Source organism: Peterkaempfera podocarpi, assembly GCF_042466665.1.
Taxonomy (GTDB): Bacteria; Actinomycetota; Actinomycetes; order Streptomycetales; family Streptomycetaceae; genus Peterkaempfera; species Peterkaempfera podocarpi.
Genome location: NZ_CP162102.1, coordinates 39,167 through 62,329, shown reverse-complemented (window position 1 = coordinate 62,329; position 23,163 = coordinate 39,167). Strand labels below are relative to the sequence as shown.

Annotated in this window: 27 protein-coding genes and 1 pseudogene; 13 read left to right on the top strand and 15 right to left on the bottom strand. The window is 69.9% G+C overall.

Annotation, left to right across the window (positions count from 1 at the left end; all coding sequences use genetic code 11):
* Positions 1–398: 398 nt before the first annotated feature.
* Positions 399–644, top strand: coding sequence for a hypothetical protein (locus tag AB0761_RS00330; protein WP_377266787.1), 246 nt, complete (start codon positions 399–401; stop codon positions 642–644).
* Positions 645–1,065: 421 nt separating this feature from the next.
* Here the strand turns inward: AB0761_RS00330 and AB0761_RS00325 are convergent, their stop codons facing one another.
* Complete coding sequence (locus tag AB0761_RS00325) at positions 1,066–1,980, bottom strand: AraC family transcriptional regulator (RefSeq protein ID WP_377266786.1); 915 nt, start codon at positions 1,978–1,980, stop codon at positions 1,066–1,068.
* 141 nt (positions 1,981–2,121) lie between these two features.
* On the opposite strand from AB0761_RS00325, the gene AB0761_RS00320 reads away from it, so the two are divergent.
* Positions 2,122–2,532, top strand: a complete 411-nt coding sequence (locus AB0761_RS00320; protein WP_377266785.1) for an organic hydroperoxide resistance protein — start codon at positions 2,122–2,124, stop codon at positions 2,530–2,532.
* A gap of 430 nt (positions 2,533–2,962) precedes the next feature.
* Here AB0761_RS00320 and AB0761_RS00315 read toward each other — a convergent pair whose 3' ends face one another.
* The 12 genes from AB0761_RS00315 to AB0761_RS00260 all read right to left on the bottom strand — a co-directional run bounded on the left by AB0761_RS00315 (position 2,963) and on the right by AB0761_RS00260 (position 12,303).
* The gene (locus tag AB0761_RS00315) at positions 2,963–3,544 is read right to left on the bottom strand and encodes a nitroreductase family protein (protein WP_377266784.1); all 582 of its coding nucleotides are present in this window, start codon (positions 3,542–3,544) and stop codon (positions 2,963–2,965) included.
* Positions 3,541–3,927 (bottom strand): DUF6092 family protein, encoded by a 387-nt coding sequence (locus tag AB0761_RS00310; RefSeq protein WP_377266783.1) that lies wholly within the window; start codon positions 3,925–3,927, stop codon positions 3,541–3,543. The genes AB0761_RS00315 and AB0761_RS00310 overlap by 4 nt, the downstream gene beginning before the upstream one ends.
* Positions 3,928–4,343: 416 nt before the next feature.
* Positions 4,344–4,718 carry a hypothetical protein gene (locus AB0761_RS00305; RefSeq protein ID WP_377266782.1) on the bottom strand — a complete coding sequence of 125 codons (375 nt, stop codon included), beginning with the start codon at positions 4,716–4,718 and terminating at the stop codon, positions 4,344–4,346.
* A gap of 1,344 nt (positions 4,719–6,062) precedes the next feature.
* Entirely contained in the window at positions 6,063–6,539 is a 477-nt protein-coding gene (locus tag AB0761_RS00300) for a transglycosylase SLT domain-containing protein (protein WP_377266781.1), read from the bottom strand.
* Between the two features lie 947 nt (positions 6,540–7,486).
* Positions 7,487–7,894 (bottom strand): hypothetical protein, encoded by a 408-nt coding sequence (locus tag AB0761_RS00295; protein ID WP_377266780.1) that lies wholly within the window; start codon positions 7,892–7,894, stop codon positions 7,487–7,489.
* Positions 7,891–8,280 (bottom strand): hypothetical protein, encoded by a 390-nt coding sequence (locus AB0761_RS00290; RefSeq protein WP_377266779.1) that lies wholly within the window; start codon positions 8,278–8,280, stop codon positions 7,891–7,893. The genes AB0761_RS00295 and AB0761_RS00290 overlap by 4 nt, the downstream gene beginning before the upstream one ends.
* 65 nt (positions 8,281–8,345) lie before the next feature.
* Positions 8,346–8,786, bottom strand: a complete 441-nt coding sequence (locus AB0761_RS00285) for a hypothetical protein (protein WP_377266778.1) — start codon at positions 8,784–8,786, stop codon at positions 8,346–8,348.
* Positions 8,779–9,243 (bottom strand): DUF6228 family protein, encoded by a 465-nt coding sequence (locus AB0761_RS00280; RefSeq protein ID WP_377266777.1) that lies wholly within the window; start codon positions 9,241–9,243, stop codon positions 8,779–8,781. The genes AB0761_RS00285 and AB0761_RS00280 overlap by 8 nt, the downstream gene beginning before the upstream one ends.
* 32 nt (positions 9,244–9,275) lie before the next feature.
* The gene (locus tag AB0761_RS00275) at positions 9,276–9,782 is read right to left on the bottom strand and encodes a hypothetical protein (protein WP_377266776.1); all 507 of its coding nucleotides are present in this window, start codon (positions 9,780–9,782) and stop codon (positions 9,276–9,278) included.
* A 41-nt stretch (positions 9,783–9,823) separates the two neighbouring features.
* Positions 9,824–10,345 carry a hypothetical protein gene (locus AB0761_RS00270; protein WP_377266775.1) on the bottom strand — a complete coding sequence of 174 codons (522 nt, stop codon included), beginning with the start codon at positions 10,343–10,345 and terminating at the stop codon, positions 9,824–9,826.
* A 582-nt stretch (positions 10,346–10,927) separates the two neighbouring features.
* Complete coding sequence (locus AB0761_RS00265) at positions 10,928–11,242, bottom strand: helix-turn-helix domain-containing protein (RefSeq protein WP_377266774.1); 315 nt, start codon at positions 11,240–11,242, stop codon at positions 10,928–10,930.
* A complete protein-coding gene (locus AB0761_RS00260) occupies positions 11,239–12,303 on the bottom strand; it encodes a tyrosine-type recombinase/integrase (protein WP_377266773.1) in 1,065 nt (354 codons plus the stop codon). The genes AB0761_RS00265 and AB0761_RS00260 overlap by 4 nt, the downstream gene beginning before the upstream one ends.
* A 146-nt stretch (positions 12,304–12,449) precedes the next feature.
* Here AB0761_RS00260 and AB0761_RS00255 point away from each other — a divergent pair.
* The 4 genes and pseudogenes from AB0761_RS00255 to AB0761_RS00240 all read left to right on the top strand — a co-directional run.
* Positions 12,450–12,638, top strand: a pseudogene (locus AB0761_RS00255) (hypothetical protein); the annotation flags it as partial.
* 46 nt (positions 12,639–12,684) lie between these two features.
* A complete protein-coding gene (locus AB0761_RS00250) occupies positions 12,685–13,545 on the top strand; it encodes an inositol monophosphatase family protein (protein ID WP_377266772.1) in 861 nt (286 codons plus the stop codon).
* Between the two features lie 112 nt (positions 13,546–13,657).
* On the top strand, positions 13,658–14,206 hold the full coding sequence (locus AB0761_RS00245; protein ID WP_377266771.1) for a DUF4262 domain-containing protein: 549 nt from the start codon (positions 13,658–13,660) through the stop codon (positions 14,204–14,206).
* The gene (locus AB0761_RS00240; protein WP_377266770.1) at positions 14,181–14,549 is read left to right on the top strand and encodes a hypothetical protein; all 369 of its coding nucleotides are present in this window, start codon (positions 14,181–14,183) and stop codon (positions 14,547–14,549) included. Before AB0761_RS00245 ends, AB0761_RS00240 begins: the two co-directional genes overlap by 26 nt.
* 96 nt (positions 14,550–14,645) lie before the next feature.
* On the opposite strand, the gene AB0761_RS00235 is transcribed toward AB0761_RS00240, so the two are convergent.
* Positions 14,646–15,845 (bottom strand): alkene reductase, encoded by a 1,200-nt coding sequence (locus tag AB0761_RS00235; protein WP_377266769.1) that lies wholly within the window; start codon positions 15,843–15,845, stop codon positions 14,646–14,648.
* A gap of 54 nt (positions 15,846–15,899) precedes the next feature.
* Here AB0761_RS00235 and AB0761_RS00230 point away from each other — a divergent pair, with 54 nt between their 5' ends.
* Positions 15,900–16,274, top strand: coding sequence for a MerR family transcriptional regulator (locus AB0761_RS00230; protein ID WP_377266768.1), 375 nt, complete (start codon positions 15,900–15,902; stop codon positions 16,272–16,274).
* 3 nt (positions 16,275–16,277) lie between these two features.
* Here AB0761_RS00230 and AB0761_RS00225 read toward each other — a convergent pair whose 3' ends face one another.
* A complete protein-coding gene (locus AB0761_RS00225) occupies positions 16,278–16,559 on the bottom strand; it encodes a hypothetical protein (RefSeq protein ID WP_377266767.1) in 282 nt (93 codons plus the stop codon).
* 189 nt (positions 16,560–16,748) lie between these two features.
* On the opposite strand from AB0761_RS00225, the gene AB0761_RS00220 reads away from it, so the two are divergent.
* The 6 genes from AB0761_RS00220 to AB0761_RS00195 all read left to right on the top strand — a co-directional run bounded on the left by AB0761_RS00220 (position 16,749) and on the right by AB0761_RS00195 (position 23,001).
* Complete coding sequence (locus AB0761_RS00220) at positions 16,749–17,150, top strand: ATP-binding protein (protein ID WP_377266766.1); 402 nt, start codon at positions 16,749–16,751, stop codon at positions 17,148–17,150.
* Between the two features lie 76 nt (positions 17,151–17,226).
* Complete coding sequence (locus AB0761_RS00215) at positions 17,227–17,853, top strand: hypothetical protein (protein WP_377266765.1); 627 nt, start codon at positions 17,227–17,229, stop codon at positions 17,851–17,853.
* 99 nt (positions 17,854–17,952) lie between these two features.
* The gene (locus AB0761_RS00210) at positions 17,953–18,645 is read left to right on the top strand and encodes a hypothetical protein (RefSeq protein WP_377266764.1); all 693 of its coding nucleotides are present in this window, start codon (positions 17,953–17,955) and stop codon (positions 18,643–18,645) included.
* 809 nt (positions 18,646–19,454) lie between these two features.
* Positions 19,455–21,770 (top strand): telomere-associated protein Tap, encoded by a 2,316-nt coding sequence (gene tap, locus AB0761_RS00205; protein WP_377266763.1) that lies wholly within the window; start codon positions 19,455–19,457, stop codon positions 21,768–21,770.
* Between the two features lie 9 nt (positions 21,771–21,779).
* Positions 21,780–22,331, top strand: a complete 552-nt coding sequence (tpg, locus tag AB0761_RS00200; RefSeq protein WP_377273893.1) for a telomere-protecting terminal protein Tpg — start codon at positions 21,780–21,782, stop codon at positions 22,329–22,331.
* Positions 22,332–22,449: 118 nt separating this feature from the next.
* Complete coding sequence (locus AB0761_RS00195) at positions 22,450–23,001, top strand: hypothetical protein (RefSeq protein WP_377266762.1); 552 nt, start codon at positions 22,450–22,452, stop codon at positions 22,999–23,001.
* The last annotated feature ends 162 nt before the right edge of the window (positions 23,002–23,163 follow it).

Here is a 23,163-nt window from a genome sequence, read left to right as displayed (position 1 = left end):
GGTTTTGAGCAGCTGCGCTTTGCTGCGGCTGGACGTTGGGGATCCGTTGTTCTTCGGCTGCGGTGGGGATGTGGCCTGGGTGTGGCTGTCCGGGCGTGTGCAGCTGCCCGGCCGGTGCGGTGGTGGGTGGGGTTCCGTCCCGGTTTGGGGTCTGTGGTGTTGGGCACGTGGGGGGCATGAGGCGAACCGTGGTGCGGGGTCTGCTGGCGGGGGCTGCGGGGACGACGGCTTTGAACGTTGTGACCTATGGGGACATGGTGTTGCGTGGTCGGCCGTCCAGCGGTACTCCTGAGCGGACGGTGGAGGTGTTGGCGGGGCGGGTTGGTGTGGACATTCCGGGTCAGGGTGAGGTGCGTGCGGCTCGGCTGACCGGGCTGGGGGCCTTGGACGGTATTGCGATGGGGATGGGTGTCGGGGTGGTGGCTGCGGTGTTGTGGCGGGTCGGGGTGCGTCCTTCGTGGGGGGTGGGTGGCGTCCTGGTGGGGGCTGTGGCGATGGCGTCCAGCGATGTGCCGCTGGCGGGGTTGGGGGTGAGCGATCCGCGGACGTGGTCTGCGGCGGACTGGCTGGCCGACGCCGTCCCGCACCTGGTGTTCGGTCTGGTCACCTTTGGTGCCGTCGCGGCGTGGGAGGGACGGGTGTGACGGCGCTCAGCTCATGGGCCGCGGCGCCGCGGGCTGGGGCGATCGCCGGGTTGCGCGGCTGGGCTCGGGGGTGCACGGGGGTGGCCGTCACCGGCTCGCAACCCTGACTGGACCGGGGTCGTCGCAGGGGCGTGTGCGCGCCGCCGGATGCGTGGTGTCGGCGTGCAGGTCAACGTGCACAAGCGTGTACGGGGAAACGTGCACAGCGCTGACGGTCTCGCGCCGTGGCGACCGTCAGATTGCGACCGTGGTGTTGAGATCGCCGGTGTTCACGGAGCAACGGCCGTATTTCCGTGAGCGATATGGCAGAGAGTAACGAACCCGGGGATATTGGCGCCCGATCGATTACGGACTTCGAGTGGTCAGCGGCAGATCAGGGTGGTATCCAACGGGAGGTCGTCGTCGCGGCGTGCTGACCGGACTATCTCCGCGACTGCTGGCGGTACCGACCGGGGGCCAAGCCGTACTCTCGTTTGAACGCTTTGGCGAAGGCGAATTCGGAGGTGTATCCGGTGCGCTGCGCGACGGTCTGTACCGGCTTGTCGCTGTCGCGCAGCAGTCGCGCCGCCAGGGTCATCCGCCACCAGGTCAGGTAGCCCAGCGGCGGTTTGCCGACCAGCGAGGTGAACCGGCGGGAGAAGGCCGCGCGCGATAGTCCGGCTTTCGCGCCCAGCGCTTCGACCGTCCACTGCCTGGCGGGTTCCTGGTGGATATGGAGCAGCGCTGCGGTGATCGCCGGATCGTGCAGCGTCGCGGCCCATCCGGTGGCCGGGCGGTCGTCGGTTTGCTCCTCGAGCCAGGCCCGCAGGATGTACAGCAGCATGATGTCCAGCAGGGCTGAGACGACCGCTTGGGTTCCGTGGTCGGGGTTGGCAATCTCGTCGCCGAGCAGGTTGACGGCAGTATGTAGCGGCGTGCGGTGGCCGAGACGTGCCGGGAGGTGGATGACCTCGGGCAGTTCCTCGAACAGTGGATGTGGCCGGGTCTGGTCGAGTGTGTATGCGCCGCACAGCAGGACCGTCGTGGCTTCCTCGCCGTCGTCGGCGCTCGGCGCGACCTCCCGCAGGGAGGCTGAGGGTGCGCCCGTCAGGGACGTCGACGGGCTGTCGGCCAGAGCGTGCCCGCAGCCATGCGGAAGGCACACCACATCGCCCACGCTCAGGGCGATCGCGGCGCCCGCCGGCGGGACCAGCCAGCATGTCCCTTTCAGCACGACATGGAAGCCGGCCCCGGAGAACGGCTCGGCCCGCACTCCCCAGGGAGCGTGCTTGCGGATTTCACTGGAATGCGGGCGCCCCGTACGCATGACGCCGATCGCATCGCTGAGCACGTCCATCGCCAGATCGTATCGCGAGGCCGCTGTGCACAAGACGATCAGACATGAAACGGAGACGGTGGGCCATGGGGAGCGGCTCCTGACCTCCATACCCTGGGTGCGCCAACAGATTGACCGATCGGTCTACCAGAAAGGCAGGACATGAGCCTGTACACCGCCGTCGCGACCGCGATCGGCCGCGACGGCCGCGCCTTCAGTTCGGACGGCAAGTTGGACGTCGAGCTGGCCCTCCAGAAGGAGTTGGGCGGCACCGGCGCCGGCACCAACCCCGAGCAGCTCTTCGCGGCGGGCTATGCAGCCTGTTTCGCCACCTCCATGCAGCTGGTGGCGCAGAAGAAGAAGATCGACGTCTCGGGCATGTCGGTCACCGCCGAAGTCGGCCTCGTCCCCAACGGGCAGGGAGGCTTCCAGCTCGAAGTCAGCCTGCGGACGAAGCTACCGGACAGCCTGTCCCGGGAAGTCGGTCGCGAGCTCATCGAGGCCACCCACCAGGTGTGCCCGTACTCCAACGCCACGCGCGGCAACATCCCGGTCGAGCTGCTCGCCGAGTAACCACCGTCCGCTGAACGCCATCTGGACCGCAACCGCCAGAGTCCGCGGTCCAGATGGCGTCGTCCTACCCGGCTGCCCCACGGCGCGGGGCAACGCCTGATGGTCTTAAAGACCAGCTCATTTCGCACCGAGACCTCTGTGTACGTTCGGGCGTACCTGACTGTGCACGTTTGCCTGTACGCCGATACCTGGGTGTGGGCGGCCCTGTCGATGGGCGCGGCGCCGTGTCCGCGGCCGGACCGACCGAGGGCCTGCGCACTCTGTGTGGCTGCGGCCTCCAGCGCTGCCCACAGCCGCGGCTGCCTGCTGGTGTGCGGGCCGGGCTGCTTCACCCCCGGGGGGCGTTCCGGCTCTGGGGCCCGGCGCGGCCTTTCGTGGGTGTCCGGCGGGGCCTTTCGTGGGTGGTCGGGTCGGCCGCAGACCCGTCCGCTCAGAAGTGTTCCCACCGCACCAGGTCGTCCCAGGCGGGTTGGTGGTGGCGGTGTACTGGGGGAGGCTGCTGGGGTGAGGGGTGGCCGAGGCAGACGATCAGTTCGGGCCGCACCCCGTCGGGCGCTTCGAGCAGCACGGCGACTGCTGCTCGGCTGAAGGAGGTCACCGGGCCGGCGCCCAGTCCGAGGCTGTGCGCGGTGAGCAGCATGGTGGCTGTCGCTGTTCCCACGTCGATGTAGGGGCCGGGGTTGCTCTCGGGGAAGCCGTAGGCGCGTACCTGGGCCCAGTCGACGCAGACGACGATGGCGGCCGCCGGGTGGGGGAGCATGCCGGGGGAGACCATGCGGATCGCCCGCAGCAGCTGGGGTCGGGTGACGGCGACGTAGCGGTGCAGGCGCCGGTTCCCGGCGTGGGGCGCGTATCGGGCGCTGTTCAGGACGGTGTGCAGGTGCTCGGGCTCGACCGGCGCTTGGGTCAGCGCCCGGACCACGCGGCGGGCGCGGATCGCCCGCAGGACGGCGTTCCCGTCGGTGGCGGCGCTGCCTGTGCGCTGTTCGCCGGTCGTCGCCTCGCCGTTCACGTCGCCCCGCTGTTTGTCGCCCCGTCGTTTGTCGTCGCGCTGTTTGTCGCCGCGCGGGGGTCGAGTGAGTCGAGCAGGTACGCGGCCAGGGTGCGGCAGAGCGCGTCCAGTCGGTCGGCGTAGCCTTGCGGGTCACCGGCTGCCACCGAGGTCTCGGCGTGTCCACGGCGTACTTCGTCCAGGAGTGCCCGCAGCCGGCTGCTCGCCTGCGGCTCGATCATCTGCGCGAGCCGTCCCGCTGCCGTGAGCAGCCGCAGCGGCGCGTACTCGGCGGCTTCGTCCAGCTGGGTGCGGGCGGAGCAGATCAGGTAGGCGAGCAGTTCGACTGCGCCCTCCTCCTCCAGCACCCCTCCCGCCCGCTCCGTGTGCTCGGGGCCGCCCATAGGACTCTCCGTTCTCCGTGCGTCGTCGCCGCGGCGCGGCGGCCGCTGCCCCGCGGTGGTGGCGTCCGGCCCGCGGTCCCTGCCCTCAGCCTCCGCTGCACGCGCACGCTCCGCACGCCGCAGCAGGCTGCGGCCCGCACTGCCGGCCACGCCCGGCCCCACCCACCTGCCGCCGCCGGCCCCTGCCCGGTCGCGGTCGCGGCCGTGGTTGGCAGTCTGTGGTGCTTCGCCGGCCGTGGATGTCCCGGGTCGGCCTTGGTGGGGCTATCCCGGTGTGCGGTAGGTGCTGCTGCGCCCTCAGGTGGTTGTCTGTCGCGTAGTCGTGTGGGGGATGCGGTTGCTGACCTGTGGTGCGGTGTCGAGCGGTTGGCGGTGTGCTTGCGTGCCGGGTCTGCTGTGGCTGCGCCGGGGCACTGTCACAGGGGGGTGAGGATGTCTGGGTGCGCCGCGTTGAGGACGAGGCCGTTGTCCAGTCGGACTCGGACGGTCATCTGGGTCCCGCGCTTTTGGTGTGCGGTCCACTGCGGCTGGAGCGCGGCGATCTGTGTTTCCAGGCGGGTTCGGCTTGCTGTGGGCATGGTGTGCCCGTAGTCCTCGAGCAGCGCTTTGAGTCGTTGGTATTCGCGGGCCTCTTCGCTCTGCGGGAGCTTTCCGTCCACCCGTTCGACGGTGCCCTTGATCCCGGCTCCCAGTGACAGGGAGGCGACGACGGCCGCGGGCTCTCCGGCGATGGCCTCGCCGATTTCCAGGTCCGTGGCCAGGCTGACGCGTTGGCCTTCTTCCAGGGTCATCCGCTCTCCACCTTTTTGTCGATCGGCGTCGCAGCCGCAGCCGCAGCCGCAGCCGGTCTGCGGCGCCGGCCATTATCCGTCGGGCACGTCGGCAGGCCCGGACGCGGGCCGGAACGGCGGGACGGGCGAAGGCGAGACGGGCGAAGGCGAGACGGGCGAAGGCTGCGCACACCGGCAGCACGGGGACGAGAACGGGCGGCAGTGGCCCTCGGCCATTCGCCCGGTGCCGGTCGGCGACGTCGCGGCCGTCACCCGTCCGACCGGCCGCACCACCCGCCCGGCGGTCGGGTCCACGGGATTCACTGAGGTCACCGGGTTTCACCGCAGTCACCCCGCCCGCCCGCCGCAGGCGGACCGGCGCCTCCGCAGCCTGCCACCGTCGCGAACGCGCCACCCGTCGGCAGCTCCAGCAGCGGCGGTTTGCATCCGGCCAGGTCGGCGTGCGTCCCTGGCCCTTCCCGGTGCTCCGGGTTGCCCTTGCCGGACGATGCCTTCACCGCGCGCTCCATGCGTGGGGGCCGGCTGGGTGGAGAAGGCCATGTCGGTCGGGGAGGGAACGCGGTGTGGCGTCAATGGTGTGGTGCGTGCGCGGGCTCCCGTGTGCCGGGCCGGGCCGCACGTGTCGGGGTCGACGCCCTGCAGGTGGGCTCGGGAAGGCCGGTCCAGGCCGTGGTCGGTCAGGAGGTCGGCTGCCTGCGCCGCGTCGTCGGTGTGCGGGAACGGGAGGCAAGTACGGTGACGAGCCGGGCGTGGGCGAGGATGGCAGGGGCCGGACAAGAAGGGGTGAGTTAGGGACTGGGGGAGTCTGCGTTTGTGGGTAGGGGTTGTGGCTTTGATGGTGTGGGGGCTGGTGTGTGCACGGTGTCGAGCGGCGGTCGTGGGCCTTGGGGTGGGAGGTGCGCTGGCTTGTGTGGCAGTGCTGCTTCCTGTGCCTGCGGGGTGGTTCCTCGTGGTGTGTCCTGGTTTCCGGCCTTGCCTCTGTCGGGGGTCACGGTGCTCATTGGGTGCGGGTTCCTCGCGGGTTTGGCCTGTGGTCGCGGCAGTGTGGGGCTTGGTGGGCCTGTGCTGGATGCGTGTCGGGTACACCACTGGGTGGTGGAGGAGGTTACGGGCGCAGCGGTTGTCATCGTGGTGATCCACCTCCGTCTCGGCTGGGTCGGTTGACTGCCCGGCCTTTCGGGCGAGGGCGTGCCGGTGCGGTCCGGGCGTCGGGGCGCGGGGGTGGCGTTGGTCTGCCTCGGCTGCCATCCGGGCCGTGGCGGCTTTGGGGTGGTTGGGGACGGCCGAACGCCCCCGGGGGGTGCCGGGGGCGTTCGGTGGTGGTGCTGGTGTGCCTGGGGTGGCTCAGTACCAGTGGTGGGTCTGCCAGAAGTTCCAGGCGGCGTTGGGGCTGCCGTAGCGGTCGTTCATGTAGGTCATGGCCCACTTGATCTGGGTGGCGGGGTTGGTGCGCCAGTCGGAGCCGGCGGAGGCCATCTTGGAGCCCGGCAGGGCCTGGCACAGGCCGTAGGCGCCGGAGGCGGCGTTGGTGGCGTGCATGTTCCAGCTGGACTCGTGGCTGACGATCTGGTTGAAGGAGGCCCACTGGGAGGCGGGGACCATCGACTTGGCCAGGGCCTTGGCGGCGGCGGCGGAGGTGCCGGTGGTGGCGGCGAAGGTGCGCGCGTCGGCCTGCTGGTGGTGCGCGCTCGTCCGGGTCGTCTGCTGTGCGGTGGCTGCGGAGGCGGCCGGGGCGGCGATGGCGGCCACCGAGGCCAGGCCCGCGGTGGTGGCCAGGACGGCGGCGGTGGTGTGCAGGCGGCGGGGAAGGGCGAAGCGCATCAAGCTGGGGACCTCGATCGGTTGGCTGGGCGGTCCGGGGCGGTGGTGGCCCCGGTGCCCGTGGCACCCGGTGTCGGTTGGTGCCGGGCGGGACGCTCACAGACCGCGGGATGCGATCCGGTGCGCCGTTCGGACTCGTCCCACCGTGGACGAGTCGGCCGCCCCCGGCAAACACCCCACCTACGATGCGAACCCGTAGACCGGCCCCCGGTTGCGGGGGCCGGTGGCCGCGGCCGGAGCCCCTCCAGAACGCCGGCATCGCGGGGCCGGGCAGGCCGCGGCGGATCGGCGTGAAGCGCGATGACCTGCACCTTTAGCATGGTTTGTCTGGATTGTGCCGGTAAACATCCATGTGTGGGGATTCTTCGGGTGGGTTGTGGTTCGCCGCTCCGGGTTATGCCTACTGCCGTGGGTCGTACACCCCTGGGCCCGTGTGAGGCGCTTCACTCGCGGGCCTCCGCCGCAGCTCCGCCGCCTGTGACCCGGACCACCCGTGCCCGCGGTCGGACGCCGCGGCGGCGCCCCCGCCCGCGCGTACGCCGTCCACCAGCGCGATGGCGTGCCGTCCCCGCACCCGATCTCACCCACGGCACCACCCCAGGCCCGCTCCCGCGCGGCCGCCGCCACAGCCCAGCGACTCCCGACCACGGTCCGCACCCGCACCTGTCCGGCGGCATCGGCCCCCCCGCGCACGCGCCAGGACAGCGCCCCCGGCCACCTGCCCGGCCGAACGAGGATCCACCGCACCCCCTGGTTGCCGCACTGCCCCACGGCCCGATGGCGTCCCGCCAGGTGGTGTAAGGGATCAAGGCGTCGGAATCCGCAGGCCAGGGACGGTGACTCCGTCCGTTCGGGGACTCAACGCATCTCACCAGCAGGCTTCGTGGGCAGGCGCGTCTATGGAGGTCGCCGTGGGCCTCCTACCGGAACGCCTAGCGCTTGATCCCCTACACCACGTCGCGGGAGACGACCCACGACCCCCCGCCGAGCGCCCGGCAGGGTGCCGTCCCGCGCTGTTCCCGGAGCCACCGCGTCAGCTTCTGCAGCGCCCTGGGCGAGGCGCAGCGGATGGGCCCCGGCGCCGCGTCCTTCCTCAGCCGCGAGACCCTCGACCGGCGCGGTCCGCGGTCGCGGAGCCCGGCGGTGATCCTCGCAACGCCGTAGGTGCACCCCGAGGGCTGGTGGACGGCCCGGATCCCGGCGGTCGGCCTCGCGTCGGCGGCCCGCCGGGCCGCCCGGACAGGCTCGCTGCGACGCCCGTGGCAGTAGCTGGAGCGGGGCATTTCAAGGACTTGGCCCAGCCGCTTCACGCCGTAGCGGCGCTGGTGGTCGGCGACGAACGGGATGCTGCTCACCGGCGTGTCCGGCCCGCGCAATACTCGGCCGCCCGGCGCAGGGTGTCGCGTTCCTCCTCCAGCTCGCGAACCGTGCGGCGCAGGGTGTCGCGTTCCTTCTCCAGCTCGCGAACCCTTGAGGCGCAGGGTCTCGTTCTGCGCCTCCCACGAGGGCGGCGCGGTCGGGGCAGGGGTCGGGGCGTGGCCTTGCCGGCCGCCGGTATCCAGGTCCGCGGGGTCTCCGCGTCGATGCTCGGGTCCGCGGCGATCGGCATGATCGTCGCGCCGGGCCGTGTCTCGTACCATGCGGCCGCCTCGGCCTTGAACTGCGTCCAGGGATTGACCGAACGCGAGGAAAGGAACAGCGTCGCCATCGCCTCCAACGAGTCCTTCAGCAAAGCGCACATGTTCCGGCGAACCTGTGCCAGGCAGCGCCGAAACTCAACAGGTTCTGCCGTGTCGCGACGCCATGTCAGCTGTCTTCTGGCAGTCCGCCGAGAGCCGTTGCGAGTTCGGCCCGAAGCTGGGGATGGCTCGTGGCTGCGAGGAGTCGAAAGGCGACGGGCCCGATGCGCCATCCCGAGTCGTGATCGAACGGAGGCCGCACACCTGCGGCGTTGTGCGCCACCTTGGCGACCAGCTCAGCGAGAGTGAACAGAAGCGCTTGGTCTTCCTCCAGTGGCGAACGCCGATCCAGACTTCGTCGTCGCAGTCTGTCGAACACCTCGCGAGCCCGGGGCCACCGCTCTTCAGTCTCGGCTAGCAGCAGAGCGTCGTCGACTTCCGGGAAGGCGCCGATGTCCCGGCTCGCAGCGCGAAGGACGTCGCCAGCCCAGGCGACCGGAGTGGCCTGACTTTCGAACCGGGACCGTCCCCAGGCATACAGTCGTTGGGCATTCATCTGGTCATCCATAAGCCTTGTTCTCCTGGTGGAGGAAGTGCCGGACGTCCGCTGCCAAGGCGGACATCTGCTCGCCGGCCTCCAGCCAGGTGGTGACGGAAGCAGACCAGCTGTCAACGGATGCCCGCCATGGTCGGAGGGTCCAGGTCAGTCCGACGTGACCGCCCGATCGGACGACCGCGCTGACGGTCAGGTCGCGATCGTTGGTCTGCCAGAGACGTTCTCCGTCCCACCCTCGGAAGTCCCGGGCGAGTCCCTCCAGAAAGGGGGCCAGGTCCGCGTCCCAGTTCCAGGCCGTCACCCCATCGACACGGGCGCTCAGACCGGGCGCGTGAACCTCGATCGCGTAGAGCACGCAGTCCGGATCCTCGCGGGAACGGTCGAAGAGCCTGACGCGCACAGCCCTGTTCTCCAGGCTGCGGACGATCACTCCGTCTGACTGATCGAGGGTGGCGGCGTGGGTGCTCATCTGCGAAACACTAGGTCAACCGGCGCCCGACGTCATCGTGTATTCGGCCTGGGCAAGCGGCCCTCGTCGACGTGGTCGGCAAGGTAGATCATGACGCCTTCGGGGTCCATGCCGAAGGCCGCGGCGACGAGCTTCGGGTCGAGGGTGTTGACCAGGTCGGCCAGGCGGGTGCACCGCAGCGTCCGGGGCGGAACACGGCAGGGGTCCATGATGTGACTGACATAGGCGGTGGAGGCTGCCGACCGGCCGGATTTGGTGATCTTCGTGACGATCACGTGGGGGTTGTCGGTGCGCTGGCTCTCGCGGTGGGCCAGGCAGCGTTCCAAGACTGACCAGCTGGCCGGGTCCATCGGCACCGGATGCGGGCGTTTGCCCAGCTGGATGGTGCGGTTGACCGGATCGATGTCGTCGACGCGCAGGTGTCGCACTTCGCTGCTGGAGGCCGCGTGCAGGAGGGCCAGCATTCCAAGCAGGGCCTCGTGGGGGTGGGCGTCGGTGGTGGTGGTCCAGCGGCGGAACAGCTGGCGCTGCTGGTCCACGGCGACGGTGGTGCCGCTGAACCCGGAAGGACCTTTCGCCTTCAGGCCCCGGGTGGGTCGATGAGGACGAATTTGCCCGAGCGGGCGAAGCGGAAAAACTGCCGCAGCACGGTCAGCCGGCGCTGGCGGGCCTTGGGCTGGTTGGCCAGGAACGCTTCGATGTCGTGGACGTCGGCCAGGGCCCAGTCTTGTTTGCCGCGCTGATCGGCCAGGAAGCGGGCGAGGTCGCGGACGATGGCCAGGGTCGCCTCGATGGTGATGTCGGCGCGCGGTAGCGTCCCGGCGCGCAGGGCACGCTCACGTGCTCGCAGCAGTGAGTCGGAGAACGCGTGGACTTGGGGCCGGAGCGAGAGCAGGGCGGCTTCGACGCGGCGCCGGCGGCGGCCGGCCGCGAGTTGGTCGGCGTGGTCGGTCGGCAGCGCGAGGGCGCGCTGGGTGAAGAAGTCCTCCAGTGCGCGGGCGAGGGAGCCCATCGAGCGGCCGGGGCGGCGAGCACGCTCCAGGAGAGCCTGCGGGTGATTGGGGTGCTCGTCTTCCAGGAGCCGACCGAGAGCGCTGATCATGGTGCACGCTCGGCTGGCGCAGTGCCGGGCGGCGAGGTGGCCAGCGAAGTCGCCCAGCCACATCGGCGGGTTGGCGAGTCGTTCTTGCAGGTTGGAGGCGGTGATGAAGGGCCGGTCTGGGTGCTTCTGCCAGCAGGCCGAGCACAGTCCCAGCCCGGTATGGCGTCGAACCTGGCCGCAGCTGACGCATTCGCGCGGCGGCTGCTTGGGCTGGCGGACACGTGAGCAGTGGCCGCACCAGCCGGTTGCGATCTGCAGGAAGCCGGGCCGCTGGCAGCGCGGACAGGTCCGTTTGGCTGCGACTCGCTCGGCTTCCCGCCGGCAGGCCCCGCAACTGGTGGCGATTGGAGACCGCACTGGTCGGCCGCAGGCAGTGCAGGTCCGCGAGCAGTTGATGCACCGTCGGGTGTCTTCCTGCAGGACCCGTGACTTTCCGCAGGCCGGACAGGATGTTCGGGTGGCTTCGTCCTTGATCCGGGCGGTGCAGCTGCAGCAGTGGTCCCGGCCGATGATCCCGACCGGTGCCCCGCAGCCGAGGCAGTCCCGCTGGCGCTTGCCCATCGTCGATCCATTTCGTTCGCGTCAGATCGGTGGCATCGACCGGCCGGTGGCTGAGGCGGCCCGGGGCAGCACTGCTGCTGGTCGGACGGGGGTGGCGGGGCGTTGGACGGGGGTGGTGTCCACCTCGATCAGGTCGTTGGGGGTGCAGTCGAGCGCGGTGCACAGCGCGGCCAGGGTGGACATCTTCACCTGCGAGGGTTCCTTGGTGAACAGCGCCGACACCGATGCGGAGGAAAGCTCCAGGCCAGCCCGTTCGGCCAGGAGCCGCCGCAGTTGGGCGCCGGTCCAGACCTCGCGCTGGGCGGCGGCGATTCGCAGTTTCCACTTGATGTTCACGACGTGGGATCCTCTCCGGTGAGCTCGCTGAGGGTGCTGGTCACCACGCGGCGATAGGCGTCCTCGATGAACGTTGCCGAGGGTCGGACATATCGCATGGTTGAACTGACGGTCCAGTGACCGAGCAGTTGCTGGATGGCCACCAGGTCCACTCCGCGTTCGTAGTTGTGGGTCGCGCAGGCCCGGCGCAGGGCATGCGGGCTGAAGCGGTCGGCGGCCGGGCGGCCTTCGAGTTCCATCAGATAGCGCAGCCGGTTGCGGACGGTGCCCTGGTGGAGGTGGCCGCCGGACTCGTCGGCGAACAGCGCGGGCGAGTCCGGGAACTTGCCGCGGACGTCGTCGAGGAACCAGTGCAGGACCAGATCCACCTGGTCGAGCATGGGCACCCAGCGCGGTCGCGGTCCGGAGGTGTGGGCGCCCTTGCCGAAGCGCACGTGCAGTTTCCCGAACGGGCCGCGGTCGAAGTGGACGTCGGGGCGGTCCAGGCGGGCGGCCTCGTCCGAGCGCAGGCCGGCGTGATAAAGCGTCCGGAACAGTGCGTAGTCGCGGGCGGCGGGTGCGTACTTGCGTGCGGTCGCGATGCGGGTCTTGAGGAAGGCGAAGAACTCGTCGACGCGTTCCGAGGTCGGTGGCGGCAGCAGGGCCGGGGAGTCGTCGCCGACATGCCGTGAGGCGTTGAACTCGTCCACCGGGCAGACCAGCCTGATCCCGAAGGCGGCCTCGATCTCGACGGCTTTTCGGGCCTGCAGGAACCGGTGGAAGCCCTTGAAGATCTGGACATAGCCGCGGCGGGTGGACGGGGCCCGCCCGTCCACCGCCAGGCCGCCGACGACGCGGTCGATGTCCTCAGGGGTGACGTCCCAGGCGGGCCGGCCAAGAGCCTGGAGTGTCCGCTCCAGCAGGCCGGTGTCGTTCTCGATGGTCACCGGGCTGAACCCGCGGGCCCGGCAGGAGGCCACGAACGCCTCCACACATAACGCCTGGAACTCCCACGGGTCCAGGGCAGCGGGCAGGTCAGGGACCGCTCGGCCCTCGATCACCCGCAGACGCGACTCCACCATCGGGCACACCTTCCTCGCACCTGATGAATGAAGGTAGAGCCTTCAAAAGCGTGCTGTCAGCGAGACAATCAAAGAGACGGCCAGGACCCGCCTATGGGCAGGTGACAGGGCAGACTCTCCACAGGGAACAAGTGCCAGCCCCAGTTGGATGGACCAAGACCTTCACCGACCCCCGGCTCTGCGCGGCCGTCGTGGACTGCCTGACCTTCAACGGCGCGATCATCCAGCCCGGCACCGACTCCTACCGACTCGCTCACACCAAAGCCCAGACCCGGCAGGTCGCTGCCAGCTGGGATACGCCCCACGAAGGATCGAAGTCCTCAGCGACGCCTTGATTCCCGGAAGATGACTACTCCACGTGGCGCGGGCAGAGTGCACCCTATGCCGAACACACCAGATCTGATGTTTGCTCATCGGCTCGCCGATCAGGCGGCTGACATCGCACGCCGACACAGGAGAGCAGGTGCCACGGCAACACAGATCAAGAGCGATGGAAGCCCTGTCAGCGCTGCCGACCGAGAGATCGAACAGGCGTTGCGTCAGCGAATCCACGAACAGCACCCCAACGATGCGATCATCGGTGAAGAGTACGGATCCCACGGTCAAGGGCATCGCCGCTGGATCATCGACGCTATCGATGGCACGGCCAGCTTCCTCGCCGGCGAGCCCGAGTGGAGCACCCTGATCGCGCTGGAGGTCAACCACCGCATCACCCTGGGCATGGTCTCCGCCCCTGCGCTGAACCGCCGATGGTGGGCGGCACCCAACCAGGGAGCATGGACCAGTAGTCTCCCTTCACCCCGTCCCTGCACTTCCGCGCGTCGGCTGGCCATCAGCGAGGGCAGCGCAGCGGCCGACTCTTCCCTCGGCATCTGGCCGCCCCCGCGCAGACTGAACCCGACACAGCGGGCTATTGCCGCAGCGCTGGCCACACGCACCGCGCGCACCACGCCAACGCTCAACTGGTCCACCGCTGATTCCACCGCGCCCACGCCCAAGAAACCGTCCACAGGATCCGGCACCTGCCACGGGGCGCTCCTTGTCGTGACGGGCCGGCTGGATGCCTTCCTCCTGTTGGGAGCAGGTCCGTGGGATATCGCGGCCCTGATCCCGATCGTCCAAGAAGCCGGCGGCATCTTTAGCGATCTCTCCGGTCAGCAACGGACCGACACCGGGGGCGCACTGTTCGCTCGGCCTGGCCTCCACCAACAGCTTCTGGACATCGCCGCGTCAGCCAGGTGACATCAAAACTCGGTTCTGGCACAGATCTTGGGGAGTGGTCACAGAACGTGACGAGCCTCTCGAATGCGGGCTCGACTGCCCAACTTGAACGCTCACCTCGTACTCTCCACGCATGACCGGTGATCCGTTCCAGTGCCGATGCGTCCTGTGCCATGACTATGGTGACCGAGACGATGCAGACCAGGTTGAGCGGACGGTCATCGGCAATGTGCAGGAACACGGATGGCACGTCGCGATGGTCCCCGAGGACGAGATCGGCCCGGGGTTCGCCTACACGATCGGCCTGTCCCACACGCACGGTGCACCTGAGCTCGCGATGTTCGGGCTCGATGTCCACCTCATGCACCGCATGCTCAACACACTCGGCGAGAAGGCCGCGTCGGGCACGGTCCTGGCTGACGGCCAGGAACATCACGGCGTCGCGCGCGGCCTACTGGTAGGGCTCAGGCGGGCTGATCTTCGCTGGTACCGGACCTTCTTCGGGCAGGCCATCGGGTTCTACCGGCGGCCGCCCTTCCCGGTCCTGCAGGTGGCATGGCCCGACCCGAACGGGTGCTTTCACTGGGAAGAAGTAGCCGGACAGGGGCATCGGGAGTCGCAGCCTCAGTTGTGGCTGCCGCCCAGCGAGCACCCAGTTGGAGTCTGGACGGCCGAGCTCTGACCCCGGTAGTGGGGATCTGCTGAAGCAGGATCATCTTGCGAAGCAAGCCGAAGCCGGCGCGCCCGTAGAGTTGCCTTTTGATCTTCTTGATGCGGTTCACGGCGCCTTCGACGCTGCTGGAGCTCGATTCCAGGGTGAGGCCGGCTGTGACGGCGTCGAGGTCTCTGAGCAGATGGAGTGCGAAGCCGGTCAGGCCGGTCAGGCCGGGCAGCTGGCTGCCGTCGACTGCCTTGATCCAGTCCGGCAACTTGGCGGCGAGGCGGCTGGTGAGGATCTCGCCGAAGTCGCGGATGTGCTCGGCGGCCGTGTCCAGCTCGGGGCAACGGGTCAAGACCTCTTCTGAACGACTCCCGCTGCCGCCGACAAGCGATTCCCGAGAGAACAGGCACAGCCAGCCGATGGTGCTTCATCACCACGGGGTGGCTCCGCTCCCGGATCCTCAGGGTCGGTGGTTCAGGTGTGCCGGGTCCCGGGGTGAGGGCTCGGCTTGTTCGGGCGCCGCGATGTTGTCGTGGGCGGCAGCGGCGGTAGTGGCGGTGGTGGCGGCGAGCGTGGGGTAGTCGGTGTAGCCGGCTGCTCCGCCGGTGTACATCAGGCCCTGGTCCCGTACCTGGTTGATCGGCGCACCGGTGCGCAGCCGTTCGACCAGGTCGGGGTTGGCGAGGAATGCGCGACCGAGCGAGATCAGGTCTGCTCCTGCGGCGAGAAGTCGCTCGCCCTGGTGCTTTCCCCCGTCGGCCGGCAACGGCGCTCCCCATCCGAGGACCGGGTTGGCGATCAGCGTGCCCGGCCAGGTCTTTCGGATCTCCTGGAACAGGGGCTGGTCCGGATCCGCGAAGACGACGTGCAGGTAGGCCAGTCCCATGCCGGACAGGGCGGTGATGAGCGCCGGGTAGATCTGCTCGGTGTCGCCCTCGACGATGCCGTTGACGGTCACTGCGGGTGCGATCCGCACACCGACCCGGCCGGGGCCGATCGCGTCGGCAACGGCTCGTACGACCTCGAGCACGAACCGGATGCGATGGGCCACCGGGCCGCCGTAGGCGTCGGTGCGCCGGTTGGTTCCCTGGGCCAGGAACTGGTGGAGCAGGTAGCCGTTGGCGGCGTGCACCTCCACTCCCTCGAAGCCCGCGTCGATGGCGCTTCGGGCGGCAGCGGCGAAGTCGGCCACGGTCAAGCGGATGTCGTCGGTCGTCATCTCGCGGGGCACCACGGCGTCCTGGTGTCCGGTGGGGGTGAAGATCGTCTCGGGGAGCGGGATCGGCGAGGGTGCGATGGGGTCGAGCCCGCTGTTGCCGGGGTGGCCGACCCGGCCGCCGTGCTGCACCTGCAGGAACATCCGGCCGCCTTCGGCGCGCACGGCGTCGGTGACGCGACGCCAACCCGCCACATGCGCCTCGTTGTGGATTGCGGTGATGTGGGGGTAGGTCTGCCCGACGGCGTTCGGCGTGGAGGCCTCGGCGATGATCAGGCCCGCTGAGGCCCGCTGGGCGTAGTAGGTCGCCATGATCGGCTGCGGGACGCCGTCGGCGGTGGCGCGGTTGCGGGTCATGGGCGCCATCACCAGACGGTTCGGCAGGCGCAAGGCGCCGAGGGAGGCGGAATCGAAGAGGCGCGAGTCAACTGCTCTGCTCGTCATGCCGGTACGGTAGAACCTGACACCGGTGTCACGTTCAAGTCCGAGAGGTGAGCGATGCGGATCGGTGAACTGGCCCGCCGCAGCGGAGTCAGCGAGCGGTCACTGCGGTACTACGAGACGCAAGGGCTGCTGCGAGCAGAACGCACCCCCGGCGGCCAACGCGACTTCGGCGCATGGGCAGTGGACCGGGTCATCCGCATCCAAGCCCTGTACGCCGCAGGGCTGAACAGCAAGAAGATCGCGCACCTGCTGCCGTGCATGCGCGACACCGACGGCGGCCCGAGCGAGATCGCCACCGCGCAGCTCGTCGACGAGCTCACCGCAGAACGGGACCGCATCGACCGGATGATCGGCGACCTGTTCCGTACCCGCGACGTCCTGAGCGACGTCATCGACACCGCAAGAGTCGGCCTGGACGCCTCCCCCTGATCCTCACGACAGCCCGAACACCACGCGGGGGGAGCGAGCGACCATCGGATCGACGACACACTGCGGTGCGGCCTCCGGCACGCTGTCCTGTCCGGGGCCGATGAGGGCGAACGTGGGGTCGGCGAACAGGTACCCGGCCAGCACCACCTCCTCGCGTTCCTCGCAGGCCAGGCGGAGGTGCTGCCCGGCCAGGCGCACGACCTGCCACCGGATCCCCTGGAAGTCGACGTGCCCGCCGACCGCCACCACCGGCCGCCCGCCCCGAGGCCCCGCTCCCGCGCTCACCACGCACCCCCGCCCACACCGGGCGCGTGCGGATCTGCGCCGGCCGTCACCGGGCCGGCCGCGAACCGGCCGCCGCGCTGCCCGCGGCCGTCCACCGCACCGTGCTCCCCGGCGCCACCAGCGCTCCCGCCGCCCGCGTTCGCACCGCCGCCCGGCCCGCTGCCGGGCGAACGCCCCCGCACCTTCCTCGTGGACGAGGCCCAGTGGCTGGGCGGGGAGGCGTTCGAATACTTCCGCTACCTGTGGGACGAACCCTCAACCCAGCTCGCGGTCATCTTCGTCGGCGGTGAGGGCTGCCACACCGTGCTGCGCCGCGAACCGATGCTCTCCTCCCGCATCTTCATCTGGCAGCACTTCACCCGCCTCACCCCCAGCGAGGTCCTGGAGGCCATTCCCCTGTTCCACCCGGTCTGGGCCGACGCCGACCCCGATGACATCGCCTTCGCCGACAGCCACGCCGCACACGGCAACTTCCGCGCCTGGGCCCAGCTGACCGCCCATATCCGCATCGCGCTGGCACGTACCGGCCGTCCCCGCGTCGACCGGGACCTGCTGCGGTGGGCCTTCAGCCGGCTGGGCCGGGCGGCATGACCGGCTCCCGCAGGGCACAGACGGCATCTGCCCCGGGTGCGAGGCAGACAGACCCCGTCGAGAGAGAATGGGGGCCGTGGGCCTGTTGGATCCGATCAATCCGCTCGGCGAGAGCGGCATCGACGTCCTGGTATGCAAAGACCTCTGTTCCCGGCGCCCGGACCCCGGCACGCTGCGCACCGAAGGCCGTCCGCCCTGCACCGTGGTCCTGGACCGCGAGGACGACGTGCGGTTCACCCGCACCGCCCTTGCCGCGCACAGTCCGGCGGGCGGCAGGATCGTGGTCCACCCCACCGTGGCCTCGGGTGACGGGCTGCTGTGGCATGACATCCTCCAGGCGCTGGGCACACGACACGCCGCCCGCGCGTCCCGGGAAGAGGAGGAGCGTGCCGCCCGCACTGCCCTCAAGGCTGCGGACCCCTGCCAGGTGACGGTTCTGCGCGCCCACCGGATCGGGCGCGGTCTGTGGGCAGACCTGGTGCACCTGCACCGCACCACCGTGCGGATCTGGTTCTCGTGCACCACGCCGACCTGCCGGACGCCATTGCGCATCTGCTGCGTCACTGCGATCACCGGCTCGTCGAGACCTTCGCCGGGATGGCGCAGCTGCACCCGCCCGCAGCCGTGTTCCCCTATACATGACCGGGGCGAGCGGCACCGGCTCCATGGGCACCACCGCCCGCCGCCAGGATGGAGCGGGTAGCGACGTCGACGGCGATGTTGTGGCAGCGGTTCCGTGCTGACCATTGACCGCGCTGGGGGCTGCTGAGGGAGTGTCGGTGGTTGCCGGTTGGATGTGCCCATGAGTGTCTATGAAGTGATCGGCAAACTGCCCGACGTCCGGACCGTTCGTGACCGCTCGCGTGCTATGGCGATGCTGGATGCGATCTTGTGCCCGGAGTGGGGTTATCGGCACCACTCCTTCGATCGGTCCTGGTCGCAGACCCAGGAGCTGGCCTCGATGAGGGATGGCTCGGGGAACGACTACTCGATCGTCTTCTCGGCCGCCGGGGCCTATGCGCGTGCCTTCGACCACGAGTCGCCGATGACCCCGTGGCGGTCCGAGCCGCTTGAGACCTGGCCTGGGCTCTTCGACACCGTCCCGGATGCCTTCCGCGCCCTCGTCCTCGAGCCCGCCTTCTGCGAGTCGGAAGGGACGCCCCGGGCGACCGTGTGCTTCTGGAGGCAAGCCGCTGACGCCGACTGGAACACCGGGAACGTGGACCTCCCCTCCGACATTGGGGACGCTGACGGCGCGGAGTGGCTGTTCGATGTCCTCGTCGCGGGCACTGCCGACGCCTACCGGAAGTTCGCCGAGGAGTACTACGAAGTGACGCTCGACGTGGCCGCAGTCCAGCGTGTCTATGACCTCGAGCTGCTGTCCGCGGAGATCGTCTCGGCGTTGAACCCCGAGATCGAACTGGCCGATCTGACGGAGGACATCGCTCAGATCGGATACCCGGCCCTGAACGGTGAGCCAGTCGGCGAAGCATGAGGCTCGGGGCCGCAAGGTCAGGAACTGCGCGGCCTGCGGTGCCCGGCTGCCGGAGCGCGTCGACGTGATGCCGGCGACGAGCGGATCTGGTGCTCATACACCACGCCGAACTGCGGGACGGTATTGCGCATCTTCTGCGTCACTGTGATCACCGGCTCGTCGAAACCTTCGCCGAGATGGCGGAGTTGCACCCGCCCGCAGCAGTGTTCCCAGGACCGGGACGAGGGGCAGGGACGTTCGCCCTTCCCGGCCCATGGCGCTGGCCGGTGTCTTCGAGAGGGCCCCTGCTGCCGGTTGGCGGGAAGGGTCGGGTGGAGGGGCCGTGTGGTCTGCAGCAGTGGGACGTGTGGCAACGAAACAATGAACCAACGTGATGTTGTTCTGTTGTTTTCGGGGTAGAGTTGCGGTATGGCATCTGACGGTCAGGACACCTCCCGCAGGAGACTCTCCGCCCTGGCGGAGGATCCCACCGCCGGCTGGGCTCCGGCTCGCCGCCTGGAGCAGGACGCGGCGCTGCTGGGGCGCCTGCTTGCGGCCGCCGCCAACCGTCAGCAAAGCGCCGGGCAGCATCCCGACGTGGCAGCCGACGATGTGGGCGCCGGCCTGGGTCTGTTCGAGGACATGCGTGTGACGTTGGACCGGCTGGAGACCCAGGTGGTCATCGAGGCCCGCCGCCGCGGCATGGACTGGCCAGATCGCTCAGCACCAGGGCCTGAACTCCTCCCAGGCCGCCTCGCAGCGCTACCAGCGGCTGACAACCCGCCTCGAAGAAATCCGTCAAGGCGTCCGGTAAGGGAGCGGAACAGGAGATGACGGACCAACCGCAGGAGTTGTTCACCGCCGTCGACGCGCTGCTCGCCGCTGTCGATGACGGCACCGTGCTGCCCTCTTTGGACGAACGGGTCAGGCTGCGGGAGGCGGCCGGGCTGACCCAGGCCGCCGTCGCCCAGGCCCTCGGTGTACGCGTGCCGAGCATTCACGCGTGGGAGGCAGGCCGCGCCGAGCCCAAGGACGAGCGCCTGGAGGCCTACCGCAGACTGCTTGAGGGCCTCGCCCGGCGCTATCCAGCCCCCGCCCCCGCCCCCAACGGCGAGACCGTACTCGTCCAGGAGGCGGCGGCGCCGCACACGCCCACCGGCCCGCCCGCCCCGGCCCCACCCAGCCGGACTCCATCCCTGGACCCGGCATCCGACGCCGCGGCCAGGCCCACGCAGAAGCCCACCCAGCTGCGCCCCGCCGCGACCGGTGGAGCGCCCGCTGCTCCGACGACGAGTGCGGCGCGTACGGTCGGTGCCGCCTCGGCGGCCGTGCCGCGTGCGGCGCGCACCTCCCAGCCGTCGTCGCGGCGCCCGGCGGCGAAGGTGGCCCCGGCCTCCACCCCTGGCGCGGGTGCGGATCCGCGGTTCGACAATGGCCCGCTTGGGGTCGTCGACGTCGACGCGGAGGGTCAGGTGGTGGCGTACTGCGTCGGTGGCCTGGTCCTGGACGTACCTGCCAGATCCCTTCCGGCGTTGGTGGAGTGGACGCTTACGGAGGCGAGGCTGGGGGCGCCGAGACTGTCCGGGCCGGGTAAGGACGCCGACCCGCTGCTGGTGCTCACCGCGGCGGCGTTGGAGCGCTACGGCCTGCCGGTCACCCTCACCGGGGAAGAGCGCGTGGCTGGGCGTCTGCCGGAGGGCCACAAGGCCGTCAAGCAGCTGGCGCGCGCGGAGTGGAAGCTCACCAAGCGCGGGTTCGGGCCGTGGGCGCGGATCTACCGCCCCGCGACCGGCTCGGAGCGTGCCTGCGTCCAGCTGTGCATCCCCTCCTGGCACGCGCTGGATGCCCGCCACTGGGGCGACGCCGGGCAGCTTCCGGCGCCGGACATGGCCTGGCTCCTCGGCCTCTACGCCTCCCGGGTGATGACGCCCCGTGGGTCGACCGCGGTGACCGGCCTGGAGCTGATGACCGCCCTGCACCCGCCGACCCGCGCGTCCGAGCCGGACGCCGACGGCCACAGGCACTCCGCGCACAACCCCGGCTCGCTGGGCAACGAACCGGTGGACTGCGCGCCCTGCGAGGCCCCCGACGGGCACCCGCTCCTCGCCGACCTGCCCCGCTTCCACGTCCGCGGCCCCGCAGAGAAGCTGTTCGAGGAGGCCTACGACTGGGCACGCCCGCTCACCGACGCCGAATGCCTGCGCCGCAACCTGGTCGGCATCGACGTCAACATGGCCTTCGCCGCCGGCGCCAACGGCCTGACCGTAGGCCTCGGCGCCCCCACCCACCTGAAGGCGCCGGCCTTTGACGCGAAGCTGCCCGGCTCCTGGCTGGTCGACCTCTCCCACGTCGACCTGTCCCAGGTCAAGCTCGGCAAGGACTGGGTGAACCTGGACGCTGCCATGCTGCCCAGCCCCTTCACCCCCACAGGCGAGCGCCCCCAGGGCCCCGCCTGGTACGCGACACCCACCGTGGCCTACGCGGTCGAGCTCGGCTACCCGGTACGCCCCATCGAGGCCTGGGTGCGGTACGAGAACGGCCGCTACCTGGACGCCTGGTACACCCGGCTCCGCGACGCCTACCTCGCCACGATGGCCGACCTCGGCGTCGGCGTAGACCTGGCCCCGCAGGAGTTCCTGGCAGCGATGGACGGCTACCGCCTGCGCGACCCTCACCTGGCGACCGTCGTCTCGGCGATCAAGGCCACCGTCAAGGGCGGCCTCGGCAAGCTCCGCGAACGCCCGCGCGGGGAGGGCTGGAAGCCCGGTCAGCCGTGGCGGGCCCTGTCCCGGCCCACCTGGCGCCCCGACATCCGCGCCGCGGTCATCTCCCGCACCCGGATCAACCTGCACCGCAAGATCGTCAAGCACGCGGCACACACCGGACAGTACCCGGTCGCGATCCTCTCCGACTGCGCCGTGTACGCCGCCGACGGCCCCTCCCCCCTGGACGTCCTGCCCTACCCCGGCGGCCAGCCGCTGCCCGGCGGCTTCAAGCTCGGCATCAACCCGGGCCTGGTCAAGCACGAGGGCACCCAGAGCGTCCTGTGGGGCGAAGAGGTCCGCGACCACTTCAACGCCCCCGAACTCAACCTCGCCCGCTACATCAAGGACGGGCAGGTCACCACCACGGACAACGGGGAGTAGCCGGTGAGCATGGTCGGAGCCAGCCTCGATGAGGCCGTGCAGCGCTCCTTCACCCGCCGCGTCCCCAAGTCGGCCGGCGCGCAGATGCGCTACCTGGTCAAGCAGCTCAAGGGCACCAAGGCGGTTGCCGACCTGCTGGCGATGTCCCAGCGGCAAGTCGAGCGCTACGTGGCCGGAAAGGCCAGGACACCCCGCCCGGCCCTCGCCACCCGCCTGCAAACCGAGGTCAAGGCACGCTGGCAGCCGCAGATCCGCGCTCAGGCCCGCCACAAAGCGGCGACGACCGGCGGCATCGTCATCGACGTCCGCGCCCGCCTGGGCTACACCGCACCGATCGGCTCGACCGACGACGCCCGCCTACGGCACCTGACCGTCGCCCTGCCACCCCAGTACGCTGCCCGCCTCTTCGATGCCCACCAGCAGGGCGCCACCGACCAGCGCCTCCAGGAGATCACCGCCGAAGCACTCAGGGACGTCTACTTCCAGGACAGCGGCCGCCGCGCCGGAAGCCTGGAAGAAGTCCACATGCTCGACGTCGAACACCTCGAATTCGACCTGTAGACGCACCCCGAACCCCAGCCCACGCCCCGGACTGCAGCCGGGCACCGAGCGCTTCAGCCGGCCGGTGAGCGGCTGAGTCGACCAGTTGAGCACGTGACACGTGAAGAGAGGACGACGTGTGAAGACGCTCGTGCAAGACGCCGTCGTGGAGCAACTTCAGACCGCAGGAGAGGAAGTGGTTCGTCTGTACGCCGCTGCCTGCGTGGAGCGGATGGCTCCCCTGTTCATCGGCCTGCAGGCGGGCGAGGCGGGACGGGAAGCCGACCTGGACTTCTACGTGCAGTCGGTCGGCGCCCTCCGGAACGTCGACCGCCCGCTTCCCGACGCCGCCGACCGCACACGCCGACTGGAGCAGTTCCCCGAGTTCCAGCAGACCGAGACCGGGATCACCAGCATCATCGGCACCTACACGTTCTTCGCCGGCCTCACCCTGCGCTACGCCTTGCTGGCCAACGGCTCCGGGAACGTCGATCACGCGGTGTCGTGCGGCCACACTGCGCTGACCGCGATGGGCATGCTGGATCAGAACGTGACGGGCACCGCCTTCCTCTCCGAGGAACAGCGACTGCAGTCGCTCTCGGCTTCCGGCACCGCCGCAGGGCTGTGGGACGCAAGCGTGACGGCCGGGCGCGAGCGGTTCCGTGCAGTGCTCAGCCGCACGACGGGCTGACCCCGGCCCATCGATGTGACCCCCAGCCCGCCGAATGCTCACCGGCTTCCCTCACGGAGCAGTCAAGTTCCCCGGGGACTGTTAGAGCCGACCGGTATCGTGGCGGTCTGTCGGCCCCACCTTCCTTGGGAAATGAAGTTCAGGGTGCACATCCTGGAAGAA